The sequence below is a fragment of the Novosphingobium sp. KA1 genome (assembly GCF_017309955.1).
Taxonomy (GTDB): domain Bacteria; phylum Pseudomonadota; class Alphaproteobacteria; order Sphingomonadales; family Sphingomonadaceae; genus Novosphingobium.
Window position 1 is genome coordinate 468451 of sequence record NZ_CP021248.1, and the last position, 22194, is coordinate 490644.

Annotated in this window: 20 protein-coding genes and 1 pseudogene; 16 read left to right on the forward strand and 5 right to left on the reverse strand. The window is 63.4% G+C overall.

Going from position 1 to position 22194, the window contains the following annotated elements; genetic code table 11:
• Positions 1 to 166: 166 nt before the first annotated feature.
• From CA833_RS19940 to groES, 3 genes are all read right to left on the reverse strand, one after another.
• Positions 167 to 358 carry a YdcH family protein gene (locus CA833_RS19940; RefSeq protein WP_067736065.1) on the reverse strand — a complete coding sequence of 64 codons (192 nt, stop codon included), beginning with the start codon at positions 356 to 358 and terminating at the stop codon, positions 167 to 169.
• A gap of 157 nt (positions 359 to 515) precedes the next feature.
• Positions 516 to 2135 (reverse strand): chaperonin GroEL, encoded by a 1620-nt coding sequence (gene groL / locus CA833_RS19945; RefSeq protein WP_207080916.1) that lies wholly within the window; start codon positions 2133 to 2135, stop codon positions 516 to 518.
• Positions 2136 to 2188: 53 nt separating this feature from the next.
• A complete protein-coding gene (groES, locus tag CA833_RS19950) occupies positions 2189 to 2503 on the reverse strand; it encodes a co-chaperone GroES (RefSeq protein ID WP_188822545.1) in 315 nt (104 codons plus the stop codon).
• Between the two features lie 263 nt (positions 2504 to 2766).
• On the opposite strand from groES, the gene CA833_RS19955 reads away from it, so the two are divergent.
• Together CA833_RS19955 and CA833_RS19960 are read left to right on the forward strand one after the other, a co-directional pair.
• The gene (locus CA833_RS19955; protein ID WP_207080917.1) at positions 2767 to 3000 is read left to right on the forward strand and encodes a hypothetical protein; all 234 of its coding nucleotides are present in this window, start codon (positions 2767 to 2769) and stop codon (positions 2998 to 3000) included.
• On the forward strand, positions 2997 to 3266 hold the full coding sequence (locus CA833_RS19960) for an usg protein (protein WP_207080918.1): 270 nt from the start codon (positions 2997 to 2999) through the stop codon (positions 3264 to 3266). The genes CA833_RS19955 and CA833_RS19960 overlap by 4 nt, the downstream gene beginning before the upstream one ends.
• 179 nt (positions 3267 to 3445) lie before the next feature.
• Here the strand turns inward: CA833_RS19960 and CA833_RS19965 are convergent, their stop codons facing one another.
• Positions 3446 to 4078 carry a tyrosine-type recombinase/integrase gene (locus CA833_RS19965; RefSeq protein WP_207080919.1) on the reverse strand — a complete coding sequence of 211 codons (633 nt, stop codon included), beginning with the start codon at positions 4076 to 4078 and terminating at the stop codon, positions 3446 to 3448.
• A 455-nt stretch (positions 4079 to 4533) separates the two neighbouring features.
• On the opposite strand from CA833_RS19965, the gene CA833_RS19970 reads away from it, so the two are divergent.
• From CA833_RS19970 to istB, 5 genes are all read left to right on the forward strand, one after another.
• Positions 4534 to 5154 carry a cytochrome b/b6 domain-containing protein gene (locus CA833_RS19970; protein WP_207080920.1) on the forward strand — a complete coding sequence of 207 codons (621 nt, stop codon included), beginning with the start codon at positions 4534 to 4536 and terminating at the stop codon, positions 5152 to 5154.
• A 9-nt stretch (positions 5155 to 5163) separates the two neighbouring features.
• Positions 5164 to 5694, forward strand: a complete 531-nt coding sequence (locus CA833_RS19975) for a hypothetical protein (protein ID WP_207080921.1) — start codon at positions 5164 to 5166, stop codon at positions 5692 to 5694.
• Positions 5691 to 6383 (forward strand): VIT family protein, encoded by a 693-nt coding sequence (locus CA833_RS19980; RefSeq protein ID WP_207080922.1) that lies wholly within the window; start codon positions 5691 to 5693, stop codon positions 6381 to 6383. Before CA833_RS19975 ends, CA833_RS19980 begins: the two co-directional genes overlap by 4 nt.
• A 612-nt stretch (positions 6384 to 6995) precedes the next feature.
• On the forward strand, positions 6996 to 8489 hold the full coding sequence (istA, locus tag CA833_RS19985; protein WP_207080923.1) for an IS21 family transposase: 1494 nt from the start codon (positions 6996 to 6998) through the stop codon (positions 8487 to 8489).
• Positions 8486 to 9259, forward strand: a complete 774-nt coding sequence (istB, locus tag CA833_RS19990) for an IS21-like element ISSsp5 family helper ATPase IstB (RefSeq protein WP_207080924.1) — start codon at positions 8486 to 8488, stop codon at positions 9257 to 9259. Before istA ends, istB begins: the two co-directional genes overlap by 4 nt.
• A gap of 235 nt (positions 9260 to 9494) precedes the next feature.
• Here the strand turns inward: istB and CA833_RS19995 are convergent, their stop codons facing one another.
• Positions 9495 to 10406, reverse strand: a complete 912-nt coding sequence (locus tag CA833_RS19995) for a LysR family transcriptional regulator (protein WP_207080925.1) — start codon at positions 10404 to 10406, stop codon at positions 9495 to 9497.
• A gap of 205 nt (positions 10407 to 10611) precedes the next feature.
• On the opposite strand from CA833_RS19995, the gene CA833_RS20000 reads away from it, so the two are divergent.
• The 9 genes and pseudogenes from CA833_RS20000 (at position 10612) to CA833_RS20040 (ending at position 22160) form a co-directional block, all read left to right on the forward strand.
• Positions 10612 to 12873: a TonB-dependent receptor gene (locus tag CA833_RS20000; protein ID WP_207080926.1), complete on the forward strand. Its 2262-nt coding sequence runs from the start codon at positions 10612 to 10614 to the stop codon at positions 12871 to 12873.
• A complete protein-coding gene (locus tag CA833_RS20005; RefSeq protein WP_242526555.1) occupies positions 12863 to 14281 on the forward strand; it encodes a nucleobase:cation symporter-2 family protein in 1419 nt (472 codons plus the stop codon). Before CA833_RS20000 ends, CA833_RS20005 begins: the two co-directional genes overlap by 11 nt.
• Position 14282: 1 nt before the next feature.
• Complete coding sequence (locus tag CA833_RS20010) at positions 14283 to 15311, forward strand: isopenicillin N synthase family oxygenase (RefSeq protein WP_207080927.1); 1029 nt, start codon at positions 14283 to 14285, stop codon at positions 15309 to 15311.
• A gap of 1 nt (position 15312) precedes the next feature.
• Positions 15313 to 16296 carry an isopenicillin N synthase family oxygenase gene (locus CA833_RS20015; protein ID WP_207080928.1) on the forward strand — a complete coding sequence of 328 codons (984 nt, stop codon included), beginning with the start codon at positions 15313 to 15315 and terminating at the stop codon, positions 16294 to 16296.
• An 11-nt stretch (positions 16297 to 16307) separates the two neighbouring features.
• The gene (locus CA833_RS20020; protein ID WP_207080929.1) at positions 16308 to 16700 is read left to right on the forward strand and encodes a VOC family protein; all 393 of its coding nucleotides are present in this window, start codon (positions 16308 to 16310) and stop codon (positions 16698 to 16700) included.
• Entirely contained in the window at positions 16697 to 17776 is a 1080-nt protein-coding gene (locus CA833_RS20025; protein ID WP_242526556.1) for a Rieske 2Fe-2S domain-containing protein, read from the forward strand. Before CA833_RS20020 ends, CA833_RS20025 begins: the two co-directional genes overlap by 4 nt.
• 129 nt (positions 17777 to 17905) lie before the next feature.
• Positions 17906 to 18936 (forward strand): annotated as a pseudogene (locus tag CA833_RS20030) (IS110 family transposase).
• Positions 18937 to 19329: 393 nt separating this feature from the next.
• The gene (locus CA833_RS20035) at positions 19330 to 20910 is read left to right on the forward strand and encodes a gamma-glutamyltransferase family protein (protein ID WP_305082438.1); all 1581 of its coding nucleotides are present in this window, start codon (positions 19330 to 19332) and stop codon (positions 20908 to 20910) included.
• The gene (locus CA833_RS20040; RefSeq protein WP_207080930.1) at positions 20904 to 22160 is read left to right on the forward strand and encodes an allantoate amidohydrolase; all 1257 of its coding nucleotides are present in this window, start codon (positions 20904 to 20906) and stop codon (positions 22158 to 22160) included. The genes CA833_RS20035 and CA833_RS20040 overlap by 7 nt, the downstream gene beginning before the upstream one ends.
• Positions 22161 to 22194: the final 34 nt, after the last annotated feature.

Here is a 22194-nt window from a genome sequence, read left to right on the forward strand (position 1 = left end):
TTATGGCATCCGGCATTGATAAAATTATGAAACGCGCAATTGGTTTCAAGACCTATTAAAAATTTTAATGGGTTTGTTTTCAGCACCTTGCAAGAGAAGACCAGGCGCACCGATGGAGGTGCGCCTGGTCTTCTTCCAGGAGACAATTTGATAGGATCAAGTCCGTTTACGCGGTCAGCCGATCGCTGCTCGCGTGACTGGAAGCCCAGTTTTGCATCTGGTCCTTGACCGCCAGTTTGAGCTTCTTCAGCCGGGCAATCAGAACTTCGTCAGGCCGGGGTCGTTTGCTTTCCAGCCGGATTTCATCCTCCAGCCGTGCATGTTCGCGTGAAAGATACTCCAGATACCTGTCGGCCATAGACTCCTCCTCTCTCATTCGACCGATCGATCCGTTAAGCCCCGTTCAGAACCTGCCCGGTGTCAGGCCGCGTGAGCAGGTGCCGAACTGGCATTGCTAACTGCCTGGTGTTCGCGGATTGGAGAGCGCGGTGCGATACCCGGCTCTCCTCTCGCGATTAAAAGTCCATCGCCGGCATCGGTGCTGGCGTGTCTTCCTTCGGCAGCTCAGCCACCAAAGCCTCGGTGGTGATCAGCAGTGAGGCAACCGAAGCCGCATCCTGCAACGCCGTGCGTACGACCTTTGCCGGATCGATGACGCCTGACTTCACAAGGTCTTCGTATTCGCCGGTCGCGGCGTTGAAGCCGTGGTTGTAATCGTCGCCTTCGAGCAGCTTGCCGACGATATAGGCACCGTCCTCGCCTGCGTTCTCGGCGATCTGGCGAGCCGGTGCTCGCAGCGCGCGGCGGACGATGTCGATACCCGACTGCTGGTCGTCATTGGCGGCCTTGAGCCCTTCGAGCGACTTGAGCGCACGCAGCAGGGCGATACCACCACCCGGCAGGATGCCTTCCTCGACAGCGGCACGGGTCGCGTGCAGCGCATCGTCGACGCGGTCCTTGCGCTCCTTGACCTCGACCTCGGTGGCACCACCGACACGGATGACGGCGACGCCGCCAGCCAGCTTGGCTACGCGTTCCTGCAGCTTTTCGCGGTCGTAGTCGCTGGTCGTGGTCTCGATCTGGGCACGGATCTGGCTGACCCGGGCGTCGATGTCGGCCTTGTTGCCGGCGCCATCGACGATGGTAGTGTTGTCCTTGTCGATAATGACCTTCTTGGCCCGGCCGAGCATGCCGATCGTGACGTTCTCGAGCTTGGTACCAAGTTCCTCGCTGACCACATTGCCGGCGGTAAGGATGGCAATATCCTCCAGCATGGCTTTGCGGCGATCGCCGAAGCCGGGTGCCTTGACCGCCGCGACCTTCAGGCCACCGCGCAACTTGTTGACCACAAGGGTAGCAAGGGCTTCGCCTTCGACGTCCTCCGCGATGATCAGCAACGGCTTGCCCGACTGCACGACCTGTTCGAGCAGCGGGATCAGCGCCTGCAGGTTCGACAGCTTCTTCTCGTGAATGAGGAGGTACGGATCCTCGAGTTCCACCTTCAGCTTTTCGGCATTGGTCACGAAATAGGGCGAGAGGTAGCCGCGGTCGAACTGCATGCCCTCGACCGTTTCGAGCTCTGTCTCGAGGCTCTTGGCTTCCTCGACCGTGATCACGCCTTCATTGCCGACCTTCTCCATCGCTTCGGCAAGGATGCGGCCGACGGTTTCGTCGCCATTGGCGGAAATGGTCGCGACCTGCGCGATCTCGCTGTTGGCCGACACCTTCTTAGCATGGCTTTCGAGGTCCTTGACCACGGTGCCGACGGCGAGGTCGATACCACGCTTCAGGTCCATCGGGTTCATGCCGGCAGCAACCGCCTTGGCACCTTCGCGCACGATGGCTTGGGCCAGAACGGTGGCGGTGGTCGTGCCGTCACCCGCCTTGTCGTTCTGCTTGCTGGCGACTTCGCGCAGCATCTGCGCGCCCATGTTTTCGAACTTGTCCTTGAGTTCGATTTCCTTGGCAACGGTGACGCCATCCTTGGTGATGCGGGGAGCGCCGAAGCTCTTCTCGATCACCACGTTGCGCCCCTTGGGGCCGAGAGTTACCTTGACCGCATTTGCAAGCGTATCCACGCCGCGCAGCATGCGATCACGCGCGTCAGACGCAAACTTTACTTCCTTCGCAGCCATTTTGGCCTGCTCCTTTCTCTTCTTTCGATTGAACTGAAGATTGGGTTGATTGCTTACGCCGCCTTCTTGAGTTCGGCGGTTGTTTCGATGATGCCGAGAATGTCGCTCTCCTTCATGATGAGCAGGTCCTCGCCATCGATCCGCACTTCGGTGCCGGACCACTTGCCGAACAGGACGCGGTCGCCTGCCTTGACGGCGGGTTCCACCAGCTTCCCGGAATCGTCACGCGCACCAGGGCCCACGGCGACGACTTCGCCTTCCATCGGCTTTTCCTTGGCGGTGTCGGGGATGATAATGCCGCCGGCCGTCTTTTCTTCGGCCTCGATGCGGCGAACCAGCACGCGATCGTGCAAAGGTCGGAAATGCATGCATAACCTCCATTACAAAGCGAAATGACTTACAGCGCCTCCCCCGGATGATCGGCAGGAGGCAGTGCGCGATCTAGTTTTGCTGAAAACGGCTTCAAGAGGTCCAAACCAAATTTTTTGGCACTCGCCGATTGCGACTGCCAATGGGCACTTTCCGTACGCCTTATCAGGGTCTTGACGGTCTGAAATGGACTCACAAAATATGGTGAGCGGAGCAATCCGCAGTGAGTGATCAGCGGCAAGGCAGAAAGGAGGATGTTCCTATGTCGCAACCATTCGCGCGCTACCTGCATCCGCTCGATGTAGCGCATCATCCCTCGCTTGAGCCCGAAGTGAAGCGAGCCATGCTGGCTTCCTGGGCGTCCGATCGGCATGCCGTCGAAAATCATCCTGCAATGCGCCAGCCTCCCGAACTCAAAGACCCGGTTTCCGTTGACGATGTATTCGCGGCACTGCGCTCGCTCGACGGCCCAGACAGCCAGCCCACACTGCAATGACCGACCGCGCTTTCCTGGTTCAACTGGAAGGATACGGGCTGACCACGGCAGAAATCTGCTATTTCATGCCGGATCACCCCTCGCTCCTGCAGATTTATGCCTGGCAGGAATACGATGCAGCACCGGATTTTCCGGTGCTGTTCGATTTCCTCGCGCATTGGCGGCGCGAGATCGAGGCGGAGATAAGGTCAGTCCGAATCGCTCATGAGAAAATGATCCAGCCAGCGAGCTGGCGTTCGGTGGACGGCGTGATCTCGTGGGAGTAGCAGAGCCGGGTGATTGAGCTTGCAGACCCGTATTCATGCTAGTTGCAGTCATACCGCCGCCCTGCGTGGCCCGAGGTCAAATGTCGGCTTCTGGCAGGAGCTGACCTTCATCCTACGGCATAGGAAAGGCAGAAAAGTCCCAGCGCCCGTGCCCGGCACGGGCACGGGCGCCAGCAGGTTCAGATCTCGGTGTTCTCGGCAAGTGCGAGTGCGTCTTCCACGTCGATCCCAAGATAACGCACCGTGTTCTCGATCTTGCTATGGCCGAGAAGGATCTGGACAGCCCGTAGATTGCCGGTCGCCCTGTAGATGATCGATGCCTTCGTTCGGCGAAGTGAGTGCGTACCATACTCGCTCCGCATCAGGCCGACGCCTGTCACCCATTCGTCGACAAGCCGAGCGTACTGCCGTGTGCTCAGATGCCCATTGTGATCGACCCGGCTCGGGAACACATAATCGTCCACTGTGCCGCCCCGGCGTTCAAGCCACGCCAGCAAGCTGGCTCGAGCATCTGGCAGTAGTTCGAATTGAACGGGCCGTCCGGTCTTCTGCTGCATGACGATTGCCCGCGTTCGGATCTGGCCGCCGCTGACAAGGTCGCCGATCTTTATCTGCACCAGGTCGCAACCCCGAAGCTTGCTGTCGATCGCCAGATCGAACAGTGCACGATCTCGCAGGCGGCGGCGCTGATTGAGATAGAATCGGATTTCCCAAATCTGCTTCGGCTTGAGAGCCCGCTTTGCACCCACGGTCCTTCCGGCATTCCAAACCGGGCGCTTGGCGGCGGTGACTTTTGTTTCAGACATCTCCATGATCGCTCTCCTATGGCCACATTGGCCATCTGCAGAACGCTCGCCGATAGAGATGCTCAGGATTTGCTGTTCGGCTCGTGTCGACCAGTCCCGGTCGTTCACCACAGCGACCATGGACGCCCGCTTTTGACAGAAGCTGCCAATAGTGCGCTACAAAGCGGCTAGTCAGCTTTCGCCCTGTTCAGACATTGAGCGAATCCGCGAGTGAGCCCGAAAGCGGCCGTTCGCGCGATGCCGTGGCAAGTCATCCGCCATCGTCTGCAAGGCGATAGGAAGGACGAAACTCGATCGCGCCTTCGCTAAGCACGCGCTTATCGTCGCGCCTGTAAGCGCGGGACTGATTCCCCGGGGCGCCCCGTCAGACCAGATGGGGCTGGTCAGCGGCTAGTGCGTGATGCTTCCCCGTCCCTTCAACCAGTCGGTCGCTAGCATCAAATCCCAAGGAGACCGGTACCATGACCGCCCCTGCCGCCAAGAGAAACTGGGACCCCCTGATCAAGTTGACCCACTGGTCGATTGTTCTGGCCATCCTTGCCAACGCGCTGTTTACCGAGGAAGGCAGCGCCGCCCATATATGGGTGGGATATGCGCTGGCGGCGATACTGGCGCTGCGCCTGCTGTGGGGCTTGGTCGGCCCGGCCGAGGCGCGCTTTACCGCCTTCCCGCCCAATCTGGCCCGCGCGCTGCGCTACGTGCGCAAAATTCGCCGGGGTGAGAAGACCGAACACGCCAGCCACAATCCATTGGGCGCGCTGATGGTCTATGCCATCTGGTCTTGTCTGGGCGTCATCATAGCCTCCGGCGTTGCCATGGCTGGCTTCCCCCCGCAGGGCGTAAGCCGCGGAGAAGGCCATCCGGCTGCTTATGCCTCTGCCGAATATGGCGAGGAGCGCGAGCGGGCCGGAGAAGCCGGCGAGAGTCGCGAAAATCACGAAGACGGCGGAATGGAGGAATTGCACCAAATCGCGGTGAACCTGCTATACGTGCTGATCGTGCTGCACATCGCCGGTGTGGTGTTCGAAACGCGGCGCAGTGGACAGCAAGTCGTGCTGGCGATGCTGCCCCGCCGCCGATAAGCTGGGCCCATGAAAGAGCGCGCACGCAAGCTGGAACACCGGGCCGCGGCGATGACCATCGTCGTGGTCCTACAGGCACTCGCTGCCACCTTCTTCCTGGCCGACCTGGCGGGAGACCTGGCCGTTGAACAAGCCGATGGCCACCTAATCGTGGAAGGGCTGGCTGCCGTAGCCCTTCTGGTATCGGTGGTGCTCGGCGCGATCCAGATTCGCCATCTGATCGCCGCCGCCCGGGCGGACGAGGCTGCCGTGGCGGTCGCCCGCGGCGCGCTGATCCAGCTGGTCCAGCTGCGGTTTGCCCAATGGCAACTGACTCCGGCTGAGACCGATGTGGCGCTGTTCGCGCTGAAAGGCTGCGACGTGACCGAGATTGCCGCCCTGCGCGCTACGGCCGCGGGCACGGTACGGGCGCAACTGGCGCGTATCTATGCCAAGGCCGGCGTCACATCGCACACAGCGCTGCTGGCACTGTTCGTGGATGAACTAATCGATACCTCGCTGCTGCAGGCGGCCGGACGGGAGGAGGACGGCGACGCATGAGACCGCATACCGAACAGCATCTCATATCTCGGATTGGCTGGCTGCGCGCCGCCGTGCTGGGGGCGAACGATGGCATCGTGTCCACCGCCAGCCTGATCCTGGGAGTGGCGGCATCAGGCGCGGACCGCCCTGCAATCCTGGTGGCGGGCGTGGCCGGGCTGGTGGCAGGAGCCATGTCGATGGCGGCGGGCGAGTTTGTCTCGGTCAGCTCGCAATCGGATACCGAGCGATCGGACATGGTGCGGGAGAAGCAGGAGCTGGCCAGCGCACCCGATGCCGAACTGGCCGAACTGTCGGGGATCTACGAAAGCCGCGGCGTCGATCCCGAAACCGCCCGGAAGGTAGCCCAGCAAATGACCGCCTTCGATGCGCTGGGCACCCATGCGCGCGACGAATTGCACATCACCGCCATGACTGAGGCGCGCCCGGTGCTGGCGGCCTTCACCTCTGCCGGCACGTTCACCGCCGGAGCCGCCCTGCCGCTGGTGCTAGCGGCGCTGCTGCCGATGGCGCTGGTGGTGCCGGGGCAGGCCGTGGGCTCGATCATGTTCCTCGCACTGCTAGGGGCGGTGGGCGCCAAAGCCGGCGGAGCCAAACCGCTGCGCCCGGTGTCCCGCGTTGTCTTCTGGGGCGCGCTGGCGATGGGGCTTACAGCCGCAATCGGGAATCTGGTGGGCACGAGTGTGTAAAAGGTCGCGCAACGGCCGAAATGGGGCAGTTCGTGGAACGACCACCATGATGCGTTGGCGAGCTAAAACCGGGCAGTCCTTAGCCAGCCCAATTTCTGCTGTTCTGCTGACCATATTAGGCAGAGGTAGTGTGTTCGCTACCGGCCCAGTTCTGTCCGCCTGGGATGCCGACCGGGCGATCCTGCTAGGTCGGCTTAGGACGGCAACTGCCGTTCGGAATGTCACGTGCGAATGTCGGCAATGTCCCAGCCCCAGTCATAAGCGGACCGACCGGTCGTTGACACACCATTTTTCCACTCGAGCGACTTGGATGGGCGCGTGCGTGCCGACCACACATGACCCGTCGTGCGGCCGTTATTCGCCGCTGTCTTCTCGCCGCCTCTCGAGAAAGCCATCGACGCCAGAGCCCTCGACATCTCCTGTGTGGAGCTCTGCCAGAGCCTGGGCCTGGGCGACAGCTTGCGCAGCGGTGCGCAGCACTGCTCCATGCTTTGAGAACGGCGGAGCAATATTCGACCACGGTAGCGGCGGGATAGTCCTGCTGCGGGCGGCGTAAAAGTCGTCCACCTTGAAGCCTTTCTGCCGAGTCAAGGAAGTGTGGGGATCTACAGCGTGGAACTTTATCTTCAGGTCCGTCTGGCTTGCGCGGATGGCATGAGCCAACGGGCGGCGGCGAAGCGTTTCAATGTGTCGCGCGATACGGTACGCAAGATGCTGTCGTTTTCATCGCCGCCGGGTTACCGGCGCCAGTCCGTACCGCAGCGCCCGAAGCTGGACGGGTTTGTGGCGATCATTGATGGATGGCTTGAGGGTGACCGCAGTGTCCCGCGCAAGCAACGCCATACGGCGAAGCGGGTATTCGACCGTTTGCGCACCGAGCATGGTTTCACCGGCGGCTATACGATCATCAAGGATTACATCCGGGAGCGCGAACAGCGCAGCCGGGAGATGTTCGTGCCGCTGGCGCACCCTGCGGGAGATGCGCAGGCCGATTTCGGGGAAGCGCTGGTGGAGATCGGCGGGGTGGAGCAGAAGGCCTACTTCTTCGCGCTCGATCTGCCGCACAGTGATGCCTGCTATGTGCGGGCCTATCCGGCGGCGGTGGCGGAGGCCTGGGTGGACGGACACGTTCATGCCTTCGCGTTCTTCGGCGCGGTACCGCGCTCGATCGTCTATGACAACGATCGCTGCCTTGTGGCGAAGATCCTGCCCGACGGCACGCGGCAGCGTGCAACATTGTTCAGCGCTTTCCTGTCACATTACGTGATCCGCGACCGCTATGCCCGCCCCGGCAAGGGGAACGAGAAGGGCAATGTGGAGGGGCTGGTAGGCTATTGCCGGCGCAACTTCATGGTCCCGATCCCGAAGTTCCCGACCTGGGAGGCGTTCAACCTGTGGCTGGAGGAGCAATGCCGCAAGCGCCAGCAGGACAAGGTGCGCGGGGAGAGCGAGACGATCGGCGAGCGCCTGCAGCGCGATCTTGCCGCCATGCAGCCTCTTGCCGCTACACCCTTCGAGGCCTGCGATCAGACCGGCGGGCGGGTCTCCTCGCAATCGCTGGTGCGCTACAAGACCAACGATTATTCGGTTCCGGTGGCCTGGGGCCATCAGGAGGTCTGGATCAGGGCCTATGTCGATGTGGTGGTGATCGGTTGCCGCAGCGAAGTCATAGCCCGTCATCCCCGTTGCTATGCCCGCGAGGAGGTTATCTTCGACCCGCTCCATTATCTCCCGCTGATCGAGCAGAAGATCAACGCATTCGACCAGGCCGCCCCTTTGCAGGACTGGGATCTGCCCGAAGCGTTCACGACACTGCAGCGGTTGATGGAAGGGCGCATGCACAAACATGGCAGGCGCGAATATGTTCAGGTGCTGCGCCTGCTGGAAACGTTCACCCTCGCCGATCTTCAGGCGGCGGTGGAACAGGCCATCGATCTTGGCGCCATCGGCTTCGATGCCGTCAAGCACCTCGTCCTGTGCCGGGTCGAACGCGTGCCGCCCAGGCTGGACCTGGACGTCTATCCCTTCCTCCCACGCACCACGGTCGAGAAGACCGTTGCCAGAGCCTATCTGAGCCTGCTGTCCGACAGGCAGGAGGCCGCATGAGCGATCAGGCTCCGGAGATCCTTCTCGCTCACCATCTCAAGGCACTCAAGCTGCCTACGTGCCTGCGAGAGCATCACAAGCTTGCCCGGCAATGTGCCGCTGAAGGCGTCGATCATATCCGCTTCCTCGCCCGTCTCGTCGAGATGGAGATGATCGACAGGGAGCGTCGTATGGTCGAGCGGCGCATCAAGGCCGCGCGCTTCCCCGCCGTCAAAAGCCTCGACAGCTTCGACTTCGCCGCCATCCCCAGGCTCAACAAGATGCAGGTGCTCGAGATGGCGCGGTGCGAGTGGATCGAGCGGCGTGAGAACGCCATCGCTCTGGGGCCATCAGGCACCGGAAAGACGCACGTAGCGTTGGGGCTCGGACTGGCAGCATGCCAGAAAGGACTGTCGGTGGGCTTCACCATCGCGGCAGCGCTGGTCAGCGAAATGATGGAGGCCCGCGACGAGCGCCGTCTTCGTCTTCTGCGCTTCCAGAAGCAGATGGCCGGATACAAGCTGCTCATCATCGACGAACTGGGCTTTGTGCCGCTCTCCAAGACCGGCGCCGAACTGTTGTTCGAGTTGATCTCCCAGCGTTACGAACGCGGCTCCACCTTCATCACCAGCAACCTGCCCTTCGACGAATGGACCGAAACCTTCGGATCTGAGCGTCTCACAGGCGCGCTCCTCGATCGCCTGACCCATCACGTCAGCATCCTCGAGATGAACGGCGAAAGCTATCGCCTCGCGCACAGCCGGGCCCGCAAGGCCAAAACCAGACCCTGAAAATTACACCAATGCCGGGGGGAGTGGCCCTCGGGCTACGCCCTCACGCCACTCCCCCCGGCATGTAACACGATGGCCTGGTTTTACGCCGCCGAATGGCCGACTTTTGCTCCGCCGTTGACACCCGACCGTGATAATCTCCGACATGACCGCTCTCCTGTGTGGATCGTTCCAGCCCCACCTTCGCACATCAATGCCGTCGGGGGGCGGTCACATCATCAAAGCCGTTCTGACCCTAGATTACAGGAACACCTTGCTGGTCCATTATCTGTGCCAGATGCTGAATCAGCAGGGAAGCTGGAACTGATAACGTCCGTCCCGACGCGCTGACAATTGAAAGCGTGGACAGGTCGATCCGCTCGTCGGACAACGGGACGAAGATCAGGCTGCCCGCCTGAATCTCGCTGATCGCGTCGAAGGCGGTCAGCAATCCCACCCCCGCACCGCGCATTGTCAGCGACTTGATCAGCCCGATGCTGCTGACTTCCGCCACGGCGCGGGGCGGCCCCCCGACATGGCGCCCCCAGGCGATGTCGAACACGCGGCGCAGCGACAATGTTTCGCTGGGCACGATCAGCGGATGGCTGGCGCATTCGGCCAGCGATATTTCCTTACGGCCGGCCAGCGGATGGTCGGGATGCACCACCAGCCCCAGTCGATAGATCATCGTCCGGTCAAGCCGGATCACCGGATTATTGGGCGGGTTGAAGGTCACGCCGACATCGATGTCGCCCGCCATCACCTGATCGATCACCCCCTGCGCGCCGAACACCTCCATGCGGAACTGGATGGCGGGATAGCGTTGCTGGAAGGACGCGACCGCCTCGGCGATGAACTCCGTCGCGCCCTCGACCAGCCCGATGACGACGCTGCCCCTGCGCAGCCCGACCAGATTGTCGATTTCCGACCGGATGCGTTGCAGGTCGCGACGCCAGCGGCGCACCCCGTCGATCAGCAATTCCCCCGCCGCCGTCATGCGCATGCCGGTGGGGGTGCGTTCGAACAGCTGGGTGCCCATTTCCTCCTCCAGCTGGATGATCTGGCGGTCGACCGCCGACGGGGCGATGTGCAGCACATCGGCCGCGCGGCGCAGCCCGCCCCGCCGGGCGACTTCGTCGAAATACAGGGCAGCCCGGCTGAGGAGCATGAGGAAGTCTCCGTCTAAACTGTTCTCATTATGCGAACAGTCATTGCGATAATCTGCGATGGATCAGCACAGGTTTCAATGGCAGATTTTGTGCAACGGCAAAATCGAGAGGGCGAATCAAAGAGCGATCAGCCGGTCGTCCTGTCGAAAAGGGGGTATGTGAATGTTGAATCTGCGGTTGAAATCGACGTTTCTGGCCAGCACCATGATATCCGTCCTGTTGGGCGCAGGGGTCGCCGCCCATGCAGCAGAGGCACCCGCCGCCGGGGGCGCGGCAGAGGATAGCGCCTATGCCGAGGGTGAGATCATCGTCACCGGCGAAAAGCAGCAGACCACGCTTCAGCGCGCGCCGCTGGCGATCACGGCGATTTCAGCCGATACTCTGGCCCAGTCCAACATCACCCAGCTGATCGACATGAACGGCTTTGTGCCGGGCCTGACCATCGCCAACAGCGGCAGTTTTGTGCGGGTCGTGTCGATCCGTGGCGTGGGCTATGAAGCGTCCGACAATCTGAGCGCGCAGCCCGGCACCTCCTTCCACATCGATGGCGTCTATGTCGTCAGCCCCTATGCGTTGCAACAGGATTTCCTGGACCTTCAGCGGGTAGAGGTGCTGCGTGGCCCGCAGGGCACCGTCTTCGGCCAGAGCGCGACCGGCGGCATCATCAACGCCATCGCCGCCAGGCCCGACACCCAGGCGCTCAGCGGATCGACCCAGCTGGAACTGGGCAATTACGATCTGGTGCGCGGCACCGCAACGCTGAACGTCCCGATCAGCGACACGCTGGCCGTGCGCGGCACCGTGCAGCGCTATTATCACAAGGGTTTCGCGCGCCAGACCGGCCTCAGCCCGGCCTATGGCCGCTACGGGCTGGACGATGCCGACCGTATTTCGGCCAAGATTTCACTGCTGTGGACACCGACCGACACATTTTCCGCCCAGCTGACGGCGCAATATTTCAACGCCGACGAACATGGCGCCGCGCAGAAGAATGTCGACGATATCGACACCGATCCGCGCCGCATTTCCCAGGATTATGCGAACAAGTACAAGCTCGACTTCTTCCTGACCTATGCCGACCTGCAATATGATATGGGCTTTGCGACGCTCAAGTCGCTCAGTTCCTACCAGACGACGCGCAACCACAACCAGATCGACGTCGACCGGTCCACCTATGCCCAGACCGGTGCCTATGATGCCCAGCCCTATTGGAACAACAGCGTTGACGCCTTCAGCCAGGAATTCAACCTGACTTCGAACGGCGAAGGGCCGCTCAGCTACATTGCCGGCGCCTATTTCCTCTATCAGAAGCTGGGCCAGGACATATTGGAATATCGCGGCACGGACGCGAACCCGGTCTATAATCTGACCCTGCCGCTGACCTTCGCCAACTATCCCTATAATCTCGATTATGCGCTCAACAGTCGGCAGAAGCGCTATAGCTATGCCGGTTTTGCCCAGGCCAAGTACAAGCTGGCCGACACGGTCAGCGCGACGCTGGGGCTGCGCTACGCCCATGATGATTTCAAGAGCAGCAACAGCACGCTGTTCGATATTTTCGGGCCCACCGTGCATGCGAAAACCAGCGAAAATGCGCTGACCGGCAAGGGCGAGGTCGATTTCGAACTGACCCCGCGCAACATGGTCTATGCCAGCATCTCGCGCGGGTACAAGCCGGGCGGCGTCAGCAACAACAGCACGCCGTTGCTGGTGCCGCTGACCTATGAGCCGGAATATGTCTGGTCCTATGAGATCGGCGCGAAGAACCGCTTTGCCGACGGCCGGGTGACGCTGAACACCGCTGCCTTCTTCTATGACTACAAGAATCTGCAATATCAGATGGAGGATCCGATCCCCTATCAGGGCGGCGTGTCGAACGTGCCCAAGACGCGGATCTGGGGTGCGGAGGCGGAGGCCACGGTCGAACTGACCGGGAAGCTCAAGCTGGATGGCAATGTCACCTATCTCGATGGCGAACTGGTGGGCGATTATATCACGCTGGACCCGTCCCGCGCCCATGCCGCCACGCTGGCCGCCGCCGCGCTGGGTTATGGCCCCTTCGATGCCTATACCATCGCGCTGCGGGCGCAGCAGACCCGCAACACCAACGGCAATGTGCCGCCCAAACTGCCCAAATGGCAGGGCGCGGTCGGCGCGACCCACACGCTGGACATCGGTTCGCTGGGCACGCTCAAATCGCATGCGGAACTCATCTATCGCGGCAAGTTCCAGTATCGCATCTTCAACGACGGCGCCCGCGACGTGGTGCCCGCCTATACGCAGGTGAACGCCAATTTCGCCTTCACCCCGCAGGACAGCGGCTGGACGCTGGGCGTCACCGTGTCGAACATCTTCGACAGGAACGGCATCGCCTCGCGCTATTCCAACCCGTTCGGCAGCTTCACGACCAGCGACATGTACATCCCGCCGCGCCAGGTCATCGCATCGGTGAAATATGACTTCTGATCGCGTCCTGCCCCATCCGGTGGACCATGTCCCGCCGGCGGGGGCGCTGGGGGCCCTGGCCTTCCAGCATGTGCTGACCATGTATGCAGGGGCGATCACCGTGCCCCTGCTGGTCGCCTCCGCGCTGCACCTGTCGGCGCAGGACACCGCCTATCTGGTCAGCGCCGACCTGTTCGCCTGCGGGCTGGTCACGCTGCTGCAATGTCTGGGTCTGGGTCTGGGTCTGGGCCGGGGCGGCGACCGGGGCGGGGTGGGCATTCGCCTGCCCATCATCATGGGCGTGACCTTCGTGGGCGTGATGCCCGCCATCGCCATCGCCAGCCAGCCGGGTCTGGGCCTGCCGGGCGTCTATGGCGCGGCCATCGCCGCCGGGCTGATCGTCCTGCCGCTGGTTCCGCTGGTCGGACGGCTGCGGCGGGTGCTGACCCCCACCGTCACCGGTACCGCCATGCTGCTGATCGGCCTGTCGCTGATGGGCGTGGCGGTGGACTGGGCCGCCGGCGGGCAGGGCGCCGCCGACTATGGCGCGCCTGTCCATCTGCTGCTGTCGGGCGGCACCGTCGCGGTGATCTTGCTGGTGACGCGGCTGGGCACCGGCTTCCTGGCCAATTGCGCGATCCTGACTGGCATGGCGGCGGGCTATGCCGTCGCGGCGGCCATGGGGCTGGTGGATTTTTCCAGCGCCGCCGCCGCGCCCGTGCTGCAACTGGTCACGCCCTTCCATTTCGGCCTGCCCCTGTTCGACCCGGCGGCCATCGCATCCATGGTGGTGGTGCTGCTGATCACGCTGGTGGAATCCAGCGGCATGCTGACCATGATGGGCGACATGGTCGATCGCCCGGTGACGACGCGCGACCTGTCGCGCGGGCTGCGCGCCGATTGTCTGGGCGCGGTCATTGGCGGCCTGTTCAACAGCTTTCCCTATACATCCTATGCTCAGAATATCGCGCTGGTGAACATGACGGGGGTGCGCAGCCGGTTCGTCTGCGTCGGCGCGGGCGCGATGATGCTGGTGCTGGCCCTGTTCCCCCGGCTGTCCGCGCTGGTCGCCGCCGTGCCGCCCAGCGTGCTGGGCGGGGCCGCGCTGGTGCTGTTCGGCATGGTTGCGGCGTCGGGCATCCGTTCGCTCGCGGCGGCGGGGCTGGACCGCTCGCGCGAGGATCTGCTGGTCGTCGCGATCAGCCTGGGCGTGGGCCTGATCCCCACTTTTTCCGACCGTTTCTTCGCCGCGGCCCCGGCTGCGCTGGCGCCCTTCACCCATAGCGGTGTGCTGCTGGGCATTGTCACGGCGATCCTGCTCAACATCATCCTTGGCACCGGGCGCGCAACGGACAGCGCTTTTGCCGGGGAATCCGACATCCACAATCAACACGTGCCGGCACCCCATGCCGGCCACGCAGGAGGCTGAAATGAAGTTTGACGGTAGCGTGGTTCCCATCATCGACCTGACCCCCGCGCGCACGGGCAGCGAAGCGGACCGACAGGCCGTGGCCGAACAGGTCGGCGCCGCCGCGCGCAGCATCGGTTTTCTGGTGGTGTCGGGCCATGGCGTCCCGGCCGAGGCGATCGAGGCCGCCTCCACCGCCAGCCGGGCGCTGTTCGACCTGTCGGGTCCGGAAAAGGGGAAATATCGCTCGCCCGACCCGGCCGTCTATCGCGGCTATTTCGGGATAGAGACCGGCAACCTCGCCAGCACCATCGGCGAGGAAGAGGCCAAGCCCGACCATCGCGAATATTATAATATCGGCCGCTTCGACCTGGACGAAAGCGACCCCTATTTCACCACGCCGACCGCACGCCGGATCTTCCAGCCCAATATCTGGCCCGATGCCGACGTGCCCGCCTTCCAGCCCGCCATCGTCACTTATTATCATGAGATGGAAAAGCTGGCCGCGCTGCTGATGGAATTGTGCGCCCGCGCGCTGAACCTGTCGCCCGACTGGTTCGCGGACAAGATCGACCGGCACATCACGAACATGGTCATCAGCAACTATCCCGACCAGCCCGAAGCGCTGGAGGATGGCCAGCTGCGCGCCGGCGCGCACACCGATTATGGCGGCCTGACCATCCTCAAGACGGAGGACAAGCCCGGCGGGCTGGAAGTGCTGACTGCCGACGGCCGCTGGGAAGCGGTGCCCATCGTGCCGGGCGCGTTCATCATCAACCTGGGCGACCTGATGGCGCAATGGACCAATGACGAATGGGTGTCGACCATGCACCGCGTCGTCAATCCGCCGCGCGACAAGGGCGTGGGCAGCCGCCGCCAGTCGCTCGTCTTCTTCCACCAGCCCAATTATGACGCGGTCATCGAATGCATCCCGACCTGCGCCATCGACAAGGCGCCGAAATATGCGCGCACCACGTCGCTGGAACATCTGGAAATGAAGATGGACCAGATGAACGACACGCCCAAGTTCAAGGAAGCGGAGGCCGCCTGACATGATCGTCTACACGCCCCCCAAGCCTGCGGAGACGATCCCCGTGATCGACCTGGGGCCCAGCCTGTCCGGCGACCTGGCGGCGAAGAAGGCGGTTGCGTGGGAAATCCACAAGACCGCACGGGACACCGGCTTCTTCTACATCGCCAACCATGGCGTGCCCCAGGCGATGATGGACGGCCAGCTGGATCTGGCGCGCCGCTTCTTCGACCTGCCGCCGGAGGAAAAGGCGAAGGTCGATGCCAAATATTCGACCTGCACCCGCGGTTACGAGGCGCCGGGCCTGCAAACGCTGGACGACGGATCGCCGCCGGACCTGAAGGAAGGTTTCCTGATCGGCGTCGATCTGGACGAAGACCATCCCTATGTGCGCGACGGCGTGCCCAATTGCGGCGCCAATCTGTGGCCGGAAAAGCCCGATGGCTTTCGCGCCCGCTATGAAGCCTATGTGGCAGAGATGTTTCGCGTCGGCCGCCATCTGATGAGCCTGATCGCCCTGTCCATCGACCTGCCGGAGGATTATTTCGTCGACGGGCTGAAGGAGCCGCTGTTCAACAGCCGGCTGCTGAAATACGGCCCGCAGCCCGCCAACGCCGCCTATAACCAGATCGGCGCGGGCGCGCATATCGACTGGGGCATGATCACCATTTTGCTGCAGGACGATGTCGGCGGGCTGGAGGTTGAAAATGCGGCGGGCGAATGGATCGCCGCGCCGCCGATCCCGGGCACCTTCGTCATCAACCTGGGCGAAATGGTGCGGGTGCTGACCAACGGCCTGTACCACGCCAACATGCACCGGGTGCTCAACAACCATAGCGGCCGGGATCGCTTTTCGGTGCCGACCTTCTTCGACCCCAATTATTTCTACAAGGTCAGCTGCGCGCCGACCTGCCTGCCCGAAGGCGGCGTCCCCACCTATCCCGACACCACGGTGGGGGATCATATCGCGGAAATGTACCGCAAGACCTATGGCCTCGCGGCGTGAAGGATCGAATAATGGCTGTTCTTGCTTATACCAATATCTTCACCGCCGACATCGACCGGCTGGCCGATTTCTACAGCAGCCTGTTCGGGCTGGAGGAATATCTGGAAAGCCGCTCGCCCATCTTCCGGGGCTTTGCCGCGGGCGGTACGTCGCTGGGCTTCAGCGGCACGGGCGCTTATGAACTGCTGGGCATGGCGCCGCAGACGGAGCCGGGCGACCGCGTGTTCCAGACCTTCAACGTGGATTCGCCCGAAGAGGTGCAGCGACTGACCCGGCAGGCCGTCACGCTGGGCGCGCAGGTCGTGAAGGAACCGTTCGAGACCTATTATGGCTGGTATCAGTCGGTGCTGCGCGATCCCGACGGCAATGCCTTCCGCATCAATTATCTGGGAGTTCCCGCATGACGCAGGCGCCGTCGCTGTTGCAGGAACGGGACGATATGCCGCCGCCGGTCGCGGCCCGTCCCGCCCGCGTCACCCGGCCGCGCAACTGCACCTATGCGCCGGGCGACTGGGAAATATTGTCCCGCTACTGGTTTCCGATCGCGCGCGTCGAGGATATCGGCAACGCCCCGGTCAAATCGAAGCTGCTGGACGTCAAGCTGGTCGTCTATCGCACCACGTCGGGCATCAGCGTCGCGCGCGACCTGTGCCCCCATCGCGGGGTGCCGCTCAGCATGGGCTGGGTGGAGGGCGACGATCTGGTCTGCCCTTATCATGGCCTGCGCTTTGCGGCGGATGGGCGCTGCGTCAAGATTCCGGCCCAGCCCAATGTCGTGCCGTCGGACCGGTTCCGCGCCACCGCCTTGCCCATGGTCGAACGCTATGGGCTGGTGTGGACCTGCCTGGACCCCGACAATGCGCTGACGGACATTCCCGACTTTCCCGAATTCGGCGCGCCCGATTTCCAGCCCATCGTCTGTCCGCCAGTGCCGATTAAGGCCGCCCCCGGACGGCAGGTGGAAGGGTTTATCGACGTCGCCCATTTCGCCTGGATCCATCATGAGGCCTTTGCCGATCGCGAAAACAGTGTCGTGCCGCTCTACCAGACCCGGCAGACCGACTATGGGTTCCGCAGCATCTATGTCAGCGATGTCAGCAATTTCCCCAAGCCGTTGCAGCATCTGGAACCCGAAGGCTTCATCTGGCGCCGGATCTTCGACGTCCATCCGCCCTATATCGCCTTCCTGACGGTCGATTTTCCCAATGACGGCGTGCTGCGCATCATGAACATCGCCACCCCGGTGTCGGCGCGGGAAACCATGCTCTATGTGCCGCTGGTGCGCAATTTCGACCGCACCGGATCGGTCGAGGATGTCTACGCCTTCAACGCGCAGATCTTCGCGGAGGATCAGGCCATTGTGGAGGCGCAATGCCCAGAGGACCTGCCGCTGGAGCTGGAGGAAGAAGCCCATTTCGCGGCCGACCGCTCGTCCGTTTCCTATCGCAAGGCGTTGCGGGCGCTGGGCCTGACCTGCTGAAACAGACGTTCCATGGCGCCTGCGGGGGCGGACGGCGAGGCATCGCTGTCCGCTCCTTATGGGATGGCCCGCCCCTTTTCCCCGGCATCGGGTATGATGCTGGTGCTTGAAAAGGAAAGGAGCGGACCGATGTCTATTGTGATCCTTGACGTTGATTTGGGCAAGAATGCCTGCAGTGTCGTAGGCGTTGATGCAGCAGGCGCTGTCATCGTGCGTAAGTCGATGCGCCGACAGACACTTATCGATTACGTAACCAAGCTTCCGGCTTGCGTGATTGCAATGGAAGCGTGCTGCGGTGCCCACTACCTTGGTCGCCTTTTCACCGCGCAGGGGCACGAAATCAGATTGATGTCGCCGGAGAACGTACGCCCGTATGTCAAAGCGCAGAAGAATGATGATCGTGATGCGGAGGGGATTGCCGAGGCCGCCTCGCGCCCGACGATGCGCTTCGTCGAACTCGAGACTCAGGAGCAGTTGGACATCCAGACCCTCCACCGCGTCAGGTCCCGCCTGGTAGCCGAGCGCACAAACCTTATCAACCAACTGCGGGCGATCCTGCTGGAGCGGGGGACCATTTTCCCGGCCGGACGGCGCAAGCTGGAGCTGGCATTGATGCCATGCTGGCCGCCGAAGATACGACCCTATCACCACGCTTGAAGCAACTGGTGGGAGAACTGCGCGCCGAATGGCACGAACTTGATACCAAGGTCGAGGCACTGAACGGCGAGTTTGTCGAACTGGCTCGCAATGATGCGGCTTCCCGGCGGCTCACGTCCATCCCCGGCATCGGCACATTGAACGCAACCGCTTTGATTGCAGCCGTGGGCGATGCCAGCAGCTTTGCCAAAGCGCGAGACTTGGGTGCTTGGCTCGGCCTGGTACGCAGGCAACATACTACCGGCAGCAAGCCCCGGCTGCTCGGCATCTCCAAGCGTGGTAACACCTATTTGCGCACCTTGCTCATCCATGGCGCCCGGGCAGCATTACCGTCACTGGCGCGCAGCGAAACCCCGCTGGGACGTTGGTTGACAGGAATGATCGAGCGAGGAGTTCATCGCAACGCAATCGTCGTCGCATTGGCTAATAAACTGGCGCGGATCGCTTGGGCAGCCCTTCGCAAAGAAGTGAGCTTCGAACGCGGCTATCCAGCAGCGGCATAAAGGATCGGCTGCGTGCTTCTGCGCGCGTAGCCCAACGATGTTTGCAGGAAGGATCGTGAAGATGGCCTGACAGTCGATCGGCGTCTGGAAAGCCCGGGCAAAAAAATGGCACCTGTTGCCGGTTCCCTTATTGTGGCTCCAGACGTGCGGATGTCCATCTTGGCCACGGGATGCTCCCGTGAGACCGCATACGTTGACGCAGACTGATCAGAACACCGTAAAATCCTACTTGCAAACGGGGCGGGACATACGTTTTTTGAGCCTTCTCTCCCTGTTCGAACGGATTATCTGCTGTCCCCATTTCGGCATCGGCATGGACTAAAATAAGTTCTTTTTTAGATCGGTCGCCAGCGGCACAAATTCCGCCATCAGCCTGACAGGGACGCCCATGACATGATGCACGCACCATCCGGATACAACGGCCTTGCCACAGCGCCGCATCATCTGGCGAGCCAGGCGGGCCTCAGTGTTCTCAAGGATGGCGGCACCGCGGTCGAGGCGTGCGTGGCGATGGCCGCGACGCTGGCGGTGGTCTATCCCCATATGACCGGCATCGGCGGCGACGGTTTCTGGCTGATCCACGATCCCGACGGCCATGTCCATGCCATCGACGCCTGCGGCGCGGCGGCCGCGCGCGCCGATCTGTCGCTCTATGCCGGGCTGAAGGGCATTCCGTGGCGCGGGCCGCTGGCGGCGAACACGGTCGCTGGCACGGTGTCGGGCTGGAAACAGGCGCTGGCAGGCGATGCCGGCACGCTCAGTCTGGACCGGCTGCTGCGCGACGCGATCGATCTGGCGCGGCAGGGCGTCGCCGTGACGAAGGGCGGGGCGGAGATTGCGGTCGCCAAACATGCCGAACTGATTGCCCAGCGCGGCGCTTATGGCGATATTTTCGCGCCGGGCGGCCGCCCTTTGAAGGAGGGCGAGCGGCTGTGCCAGCCCGCGCTGGCCGCCACGCTGCAGATGTTGGCCGACAATGGCCTTCAGGATTTCTATACCGGCAAGCTGGCCCGGTCGATCACGGCGGATCTGGCCGCGCTGGGCAGCCCGGTCACGGCCGCCGATCTGGAGGCGCACCGCGCCATCGAACCCCGGCCGCTGACCCTGACGGTCAAGGGCGCGCGCCTGTACAACACGGCGCCGCCGACGCAGGGGCTGGCGTCGCTGCTGATCCTGGCCCTGTTCGACCGGCTGGGCGTGACGGAGGGGGAGGGGTTCGCCCATCTCCACGGCCTGATCGAGGCAACGAAACAGGCCTTTCTGGTGCGCGACAGCCATGTCGGCGACCCGGCCCATATGCCCGTTCCAGCCCAGTCGATCTTGGACGACCGGGATGCGCTGGCGGCGATGGCCGGGCGCATCGATCCGGCGCGCGCGCTGCCCTGGCCGCAGGACAGCGCGCTGGGCGACACCTGCTGGTTCGGCGCGGCCGATGCGCGCGGGCAGGTGGTCAGTTGCATCCAGTCCACCTATTTCGAATTCGGGTCCGGGCTGGTCCTGCCGCAGACCGGCATTACCTGGCAGAACCGGGGCGCCAGTTTCCGTCTGGCGCAGCAGGGCTGGAACGCGCTGGCGCCGGGGCGCAAGCCGTTCCATACGCTGAACCCGGCACTGGCGCGTTTCTATGACGGGCGGGTCATGGCCTATGGTACCATGGGCGGGGAGGGGCAGCCGCAGACGCAGGCCGCGATCTTCAGCCGCTATGCCTGGTTCGACGTGCCCTTGCAGCAGGCGGTGTCGATGCCGCGCTGGCTGCTGGGGCGAACCTGGGGCGAAAGCAGCACCACGCTGAAGCTGGAAAGCCGTTTTGACCCTGCCACCATCGCAGCGCTGGCGGCGGCGGGCCATGATGTGGAGATGCTGGCCCCCTTTACCGCCACCATGGGCCATGCCGGCGCGGTCGTGCGCCATGCCGACGGCCTGATCGAGGGCGCGACCGACCCCCGTTCCGATGGCGCGGTGGCGACATGGTGAGCGGCGCGCGCGCGGTCGAACGGTGCGACCGGCTGGGTCTGCCGCCCTATAGCGACAGCGCTGACGGGCTGTACCGCGCCTATCTGACGCCCGCCTATGCCACGTCGCAACAGCTGGTCGCGCGCTGGATGGCGCAGGCGGGCATGACGGTGCGGATCGACGCGGCGGGCAATCTGATCGGCCGCTATGAGGGGACGGGCGACGGCCCGCCGCTAATCGTGGGCAGCCATCTGGACAGCGTGCGCGACGCGGGCCGCTATGACGGCCCATTGGGCATCATGCTGGGCATCGAATGCGTGGCGGCGCTGCACGATGCGGGCGAAAGGCTGCGCTTCCCCGTCGAAATCTACGCCTTTGGGGATGAGGAAGGGTCGCGCTTTCCGCTGGCGATGCTGACCAGCCGGGCGGTGGCGGGCACGCTGGACGCGCAGCTGACCGAACCTGCGGATGCCGATGGCGTCACCCTGTTTCAGGCGATGGCCGCCTATGGCGAGGCAGTGGGCGCCGCGGTGCCCCGCGATTTCGACGCCTATCGGCAGGCGCGCCACCCCGGCGCCTTCGCCTATCTGGAGGCGCATATCGAACAGGGCCCGGTGCTGGAGGCCGACGGGCTTGCGCTGGGCACCGTCACCGGCATCGCCGCGCAACGGCGCTTTGGCATAAAGGTCGGCGGCCGGGCGGGCCATGCCGGGACCACCGCCATGACGCTGCGCCGCGACGCGCTGGCGGCGGCGGCGGCGATGATCCTGACGGCGGAGCAGGAGGCGCTGGCCGCCGGGGGCGACCGGGTGGCGACGGTCGGGACCGTCACCGCCGGGCCGGGCGCGGCCAATGTGGTGCCGGGCTGTGCCATGTTCACGCTGGACGTGCGCGCCGCGCGGGATGCCGATTGCGCCGCGCTGGCCGATGTCATCGTCGCGCGTTTCGGGCACATCGCGGCGGTGCGCGGCGTCACCCTGTCTGTCGACGCGCTGCACAGCCTGCCCGCTAGCCCCTGCGACCCGCAGCTGATGATGCTGATGGACGGCGCGCTGGCGGCGGAGGGGCTGCCGGTGCGGCGGCTGGTGTCGGGGGCGGGGCATGACGCGATGATCCTGTCCGCGCTTTGCCCCACGGCGATGCTGTTCATCCGCTGCCGCGAGGGGATCAGCCACAATCCGGCCGAAAGCGTCCTGCCCGAAGACGCCGATCTGGCCGCCCGCACGATGCTGCGCTTCATCAAATCCCTGGAGGATATCCACCGTGCCTAATGTCTTTGCAGAGATTGACCCGCCCCAGCGCCTG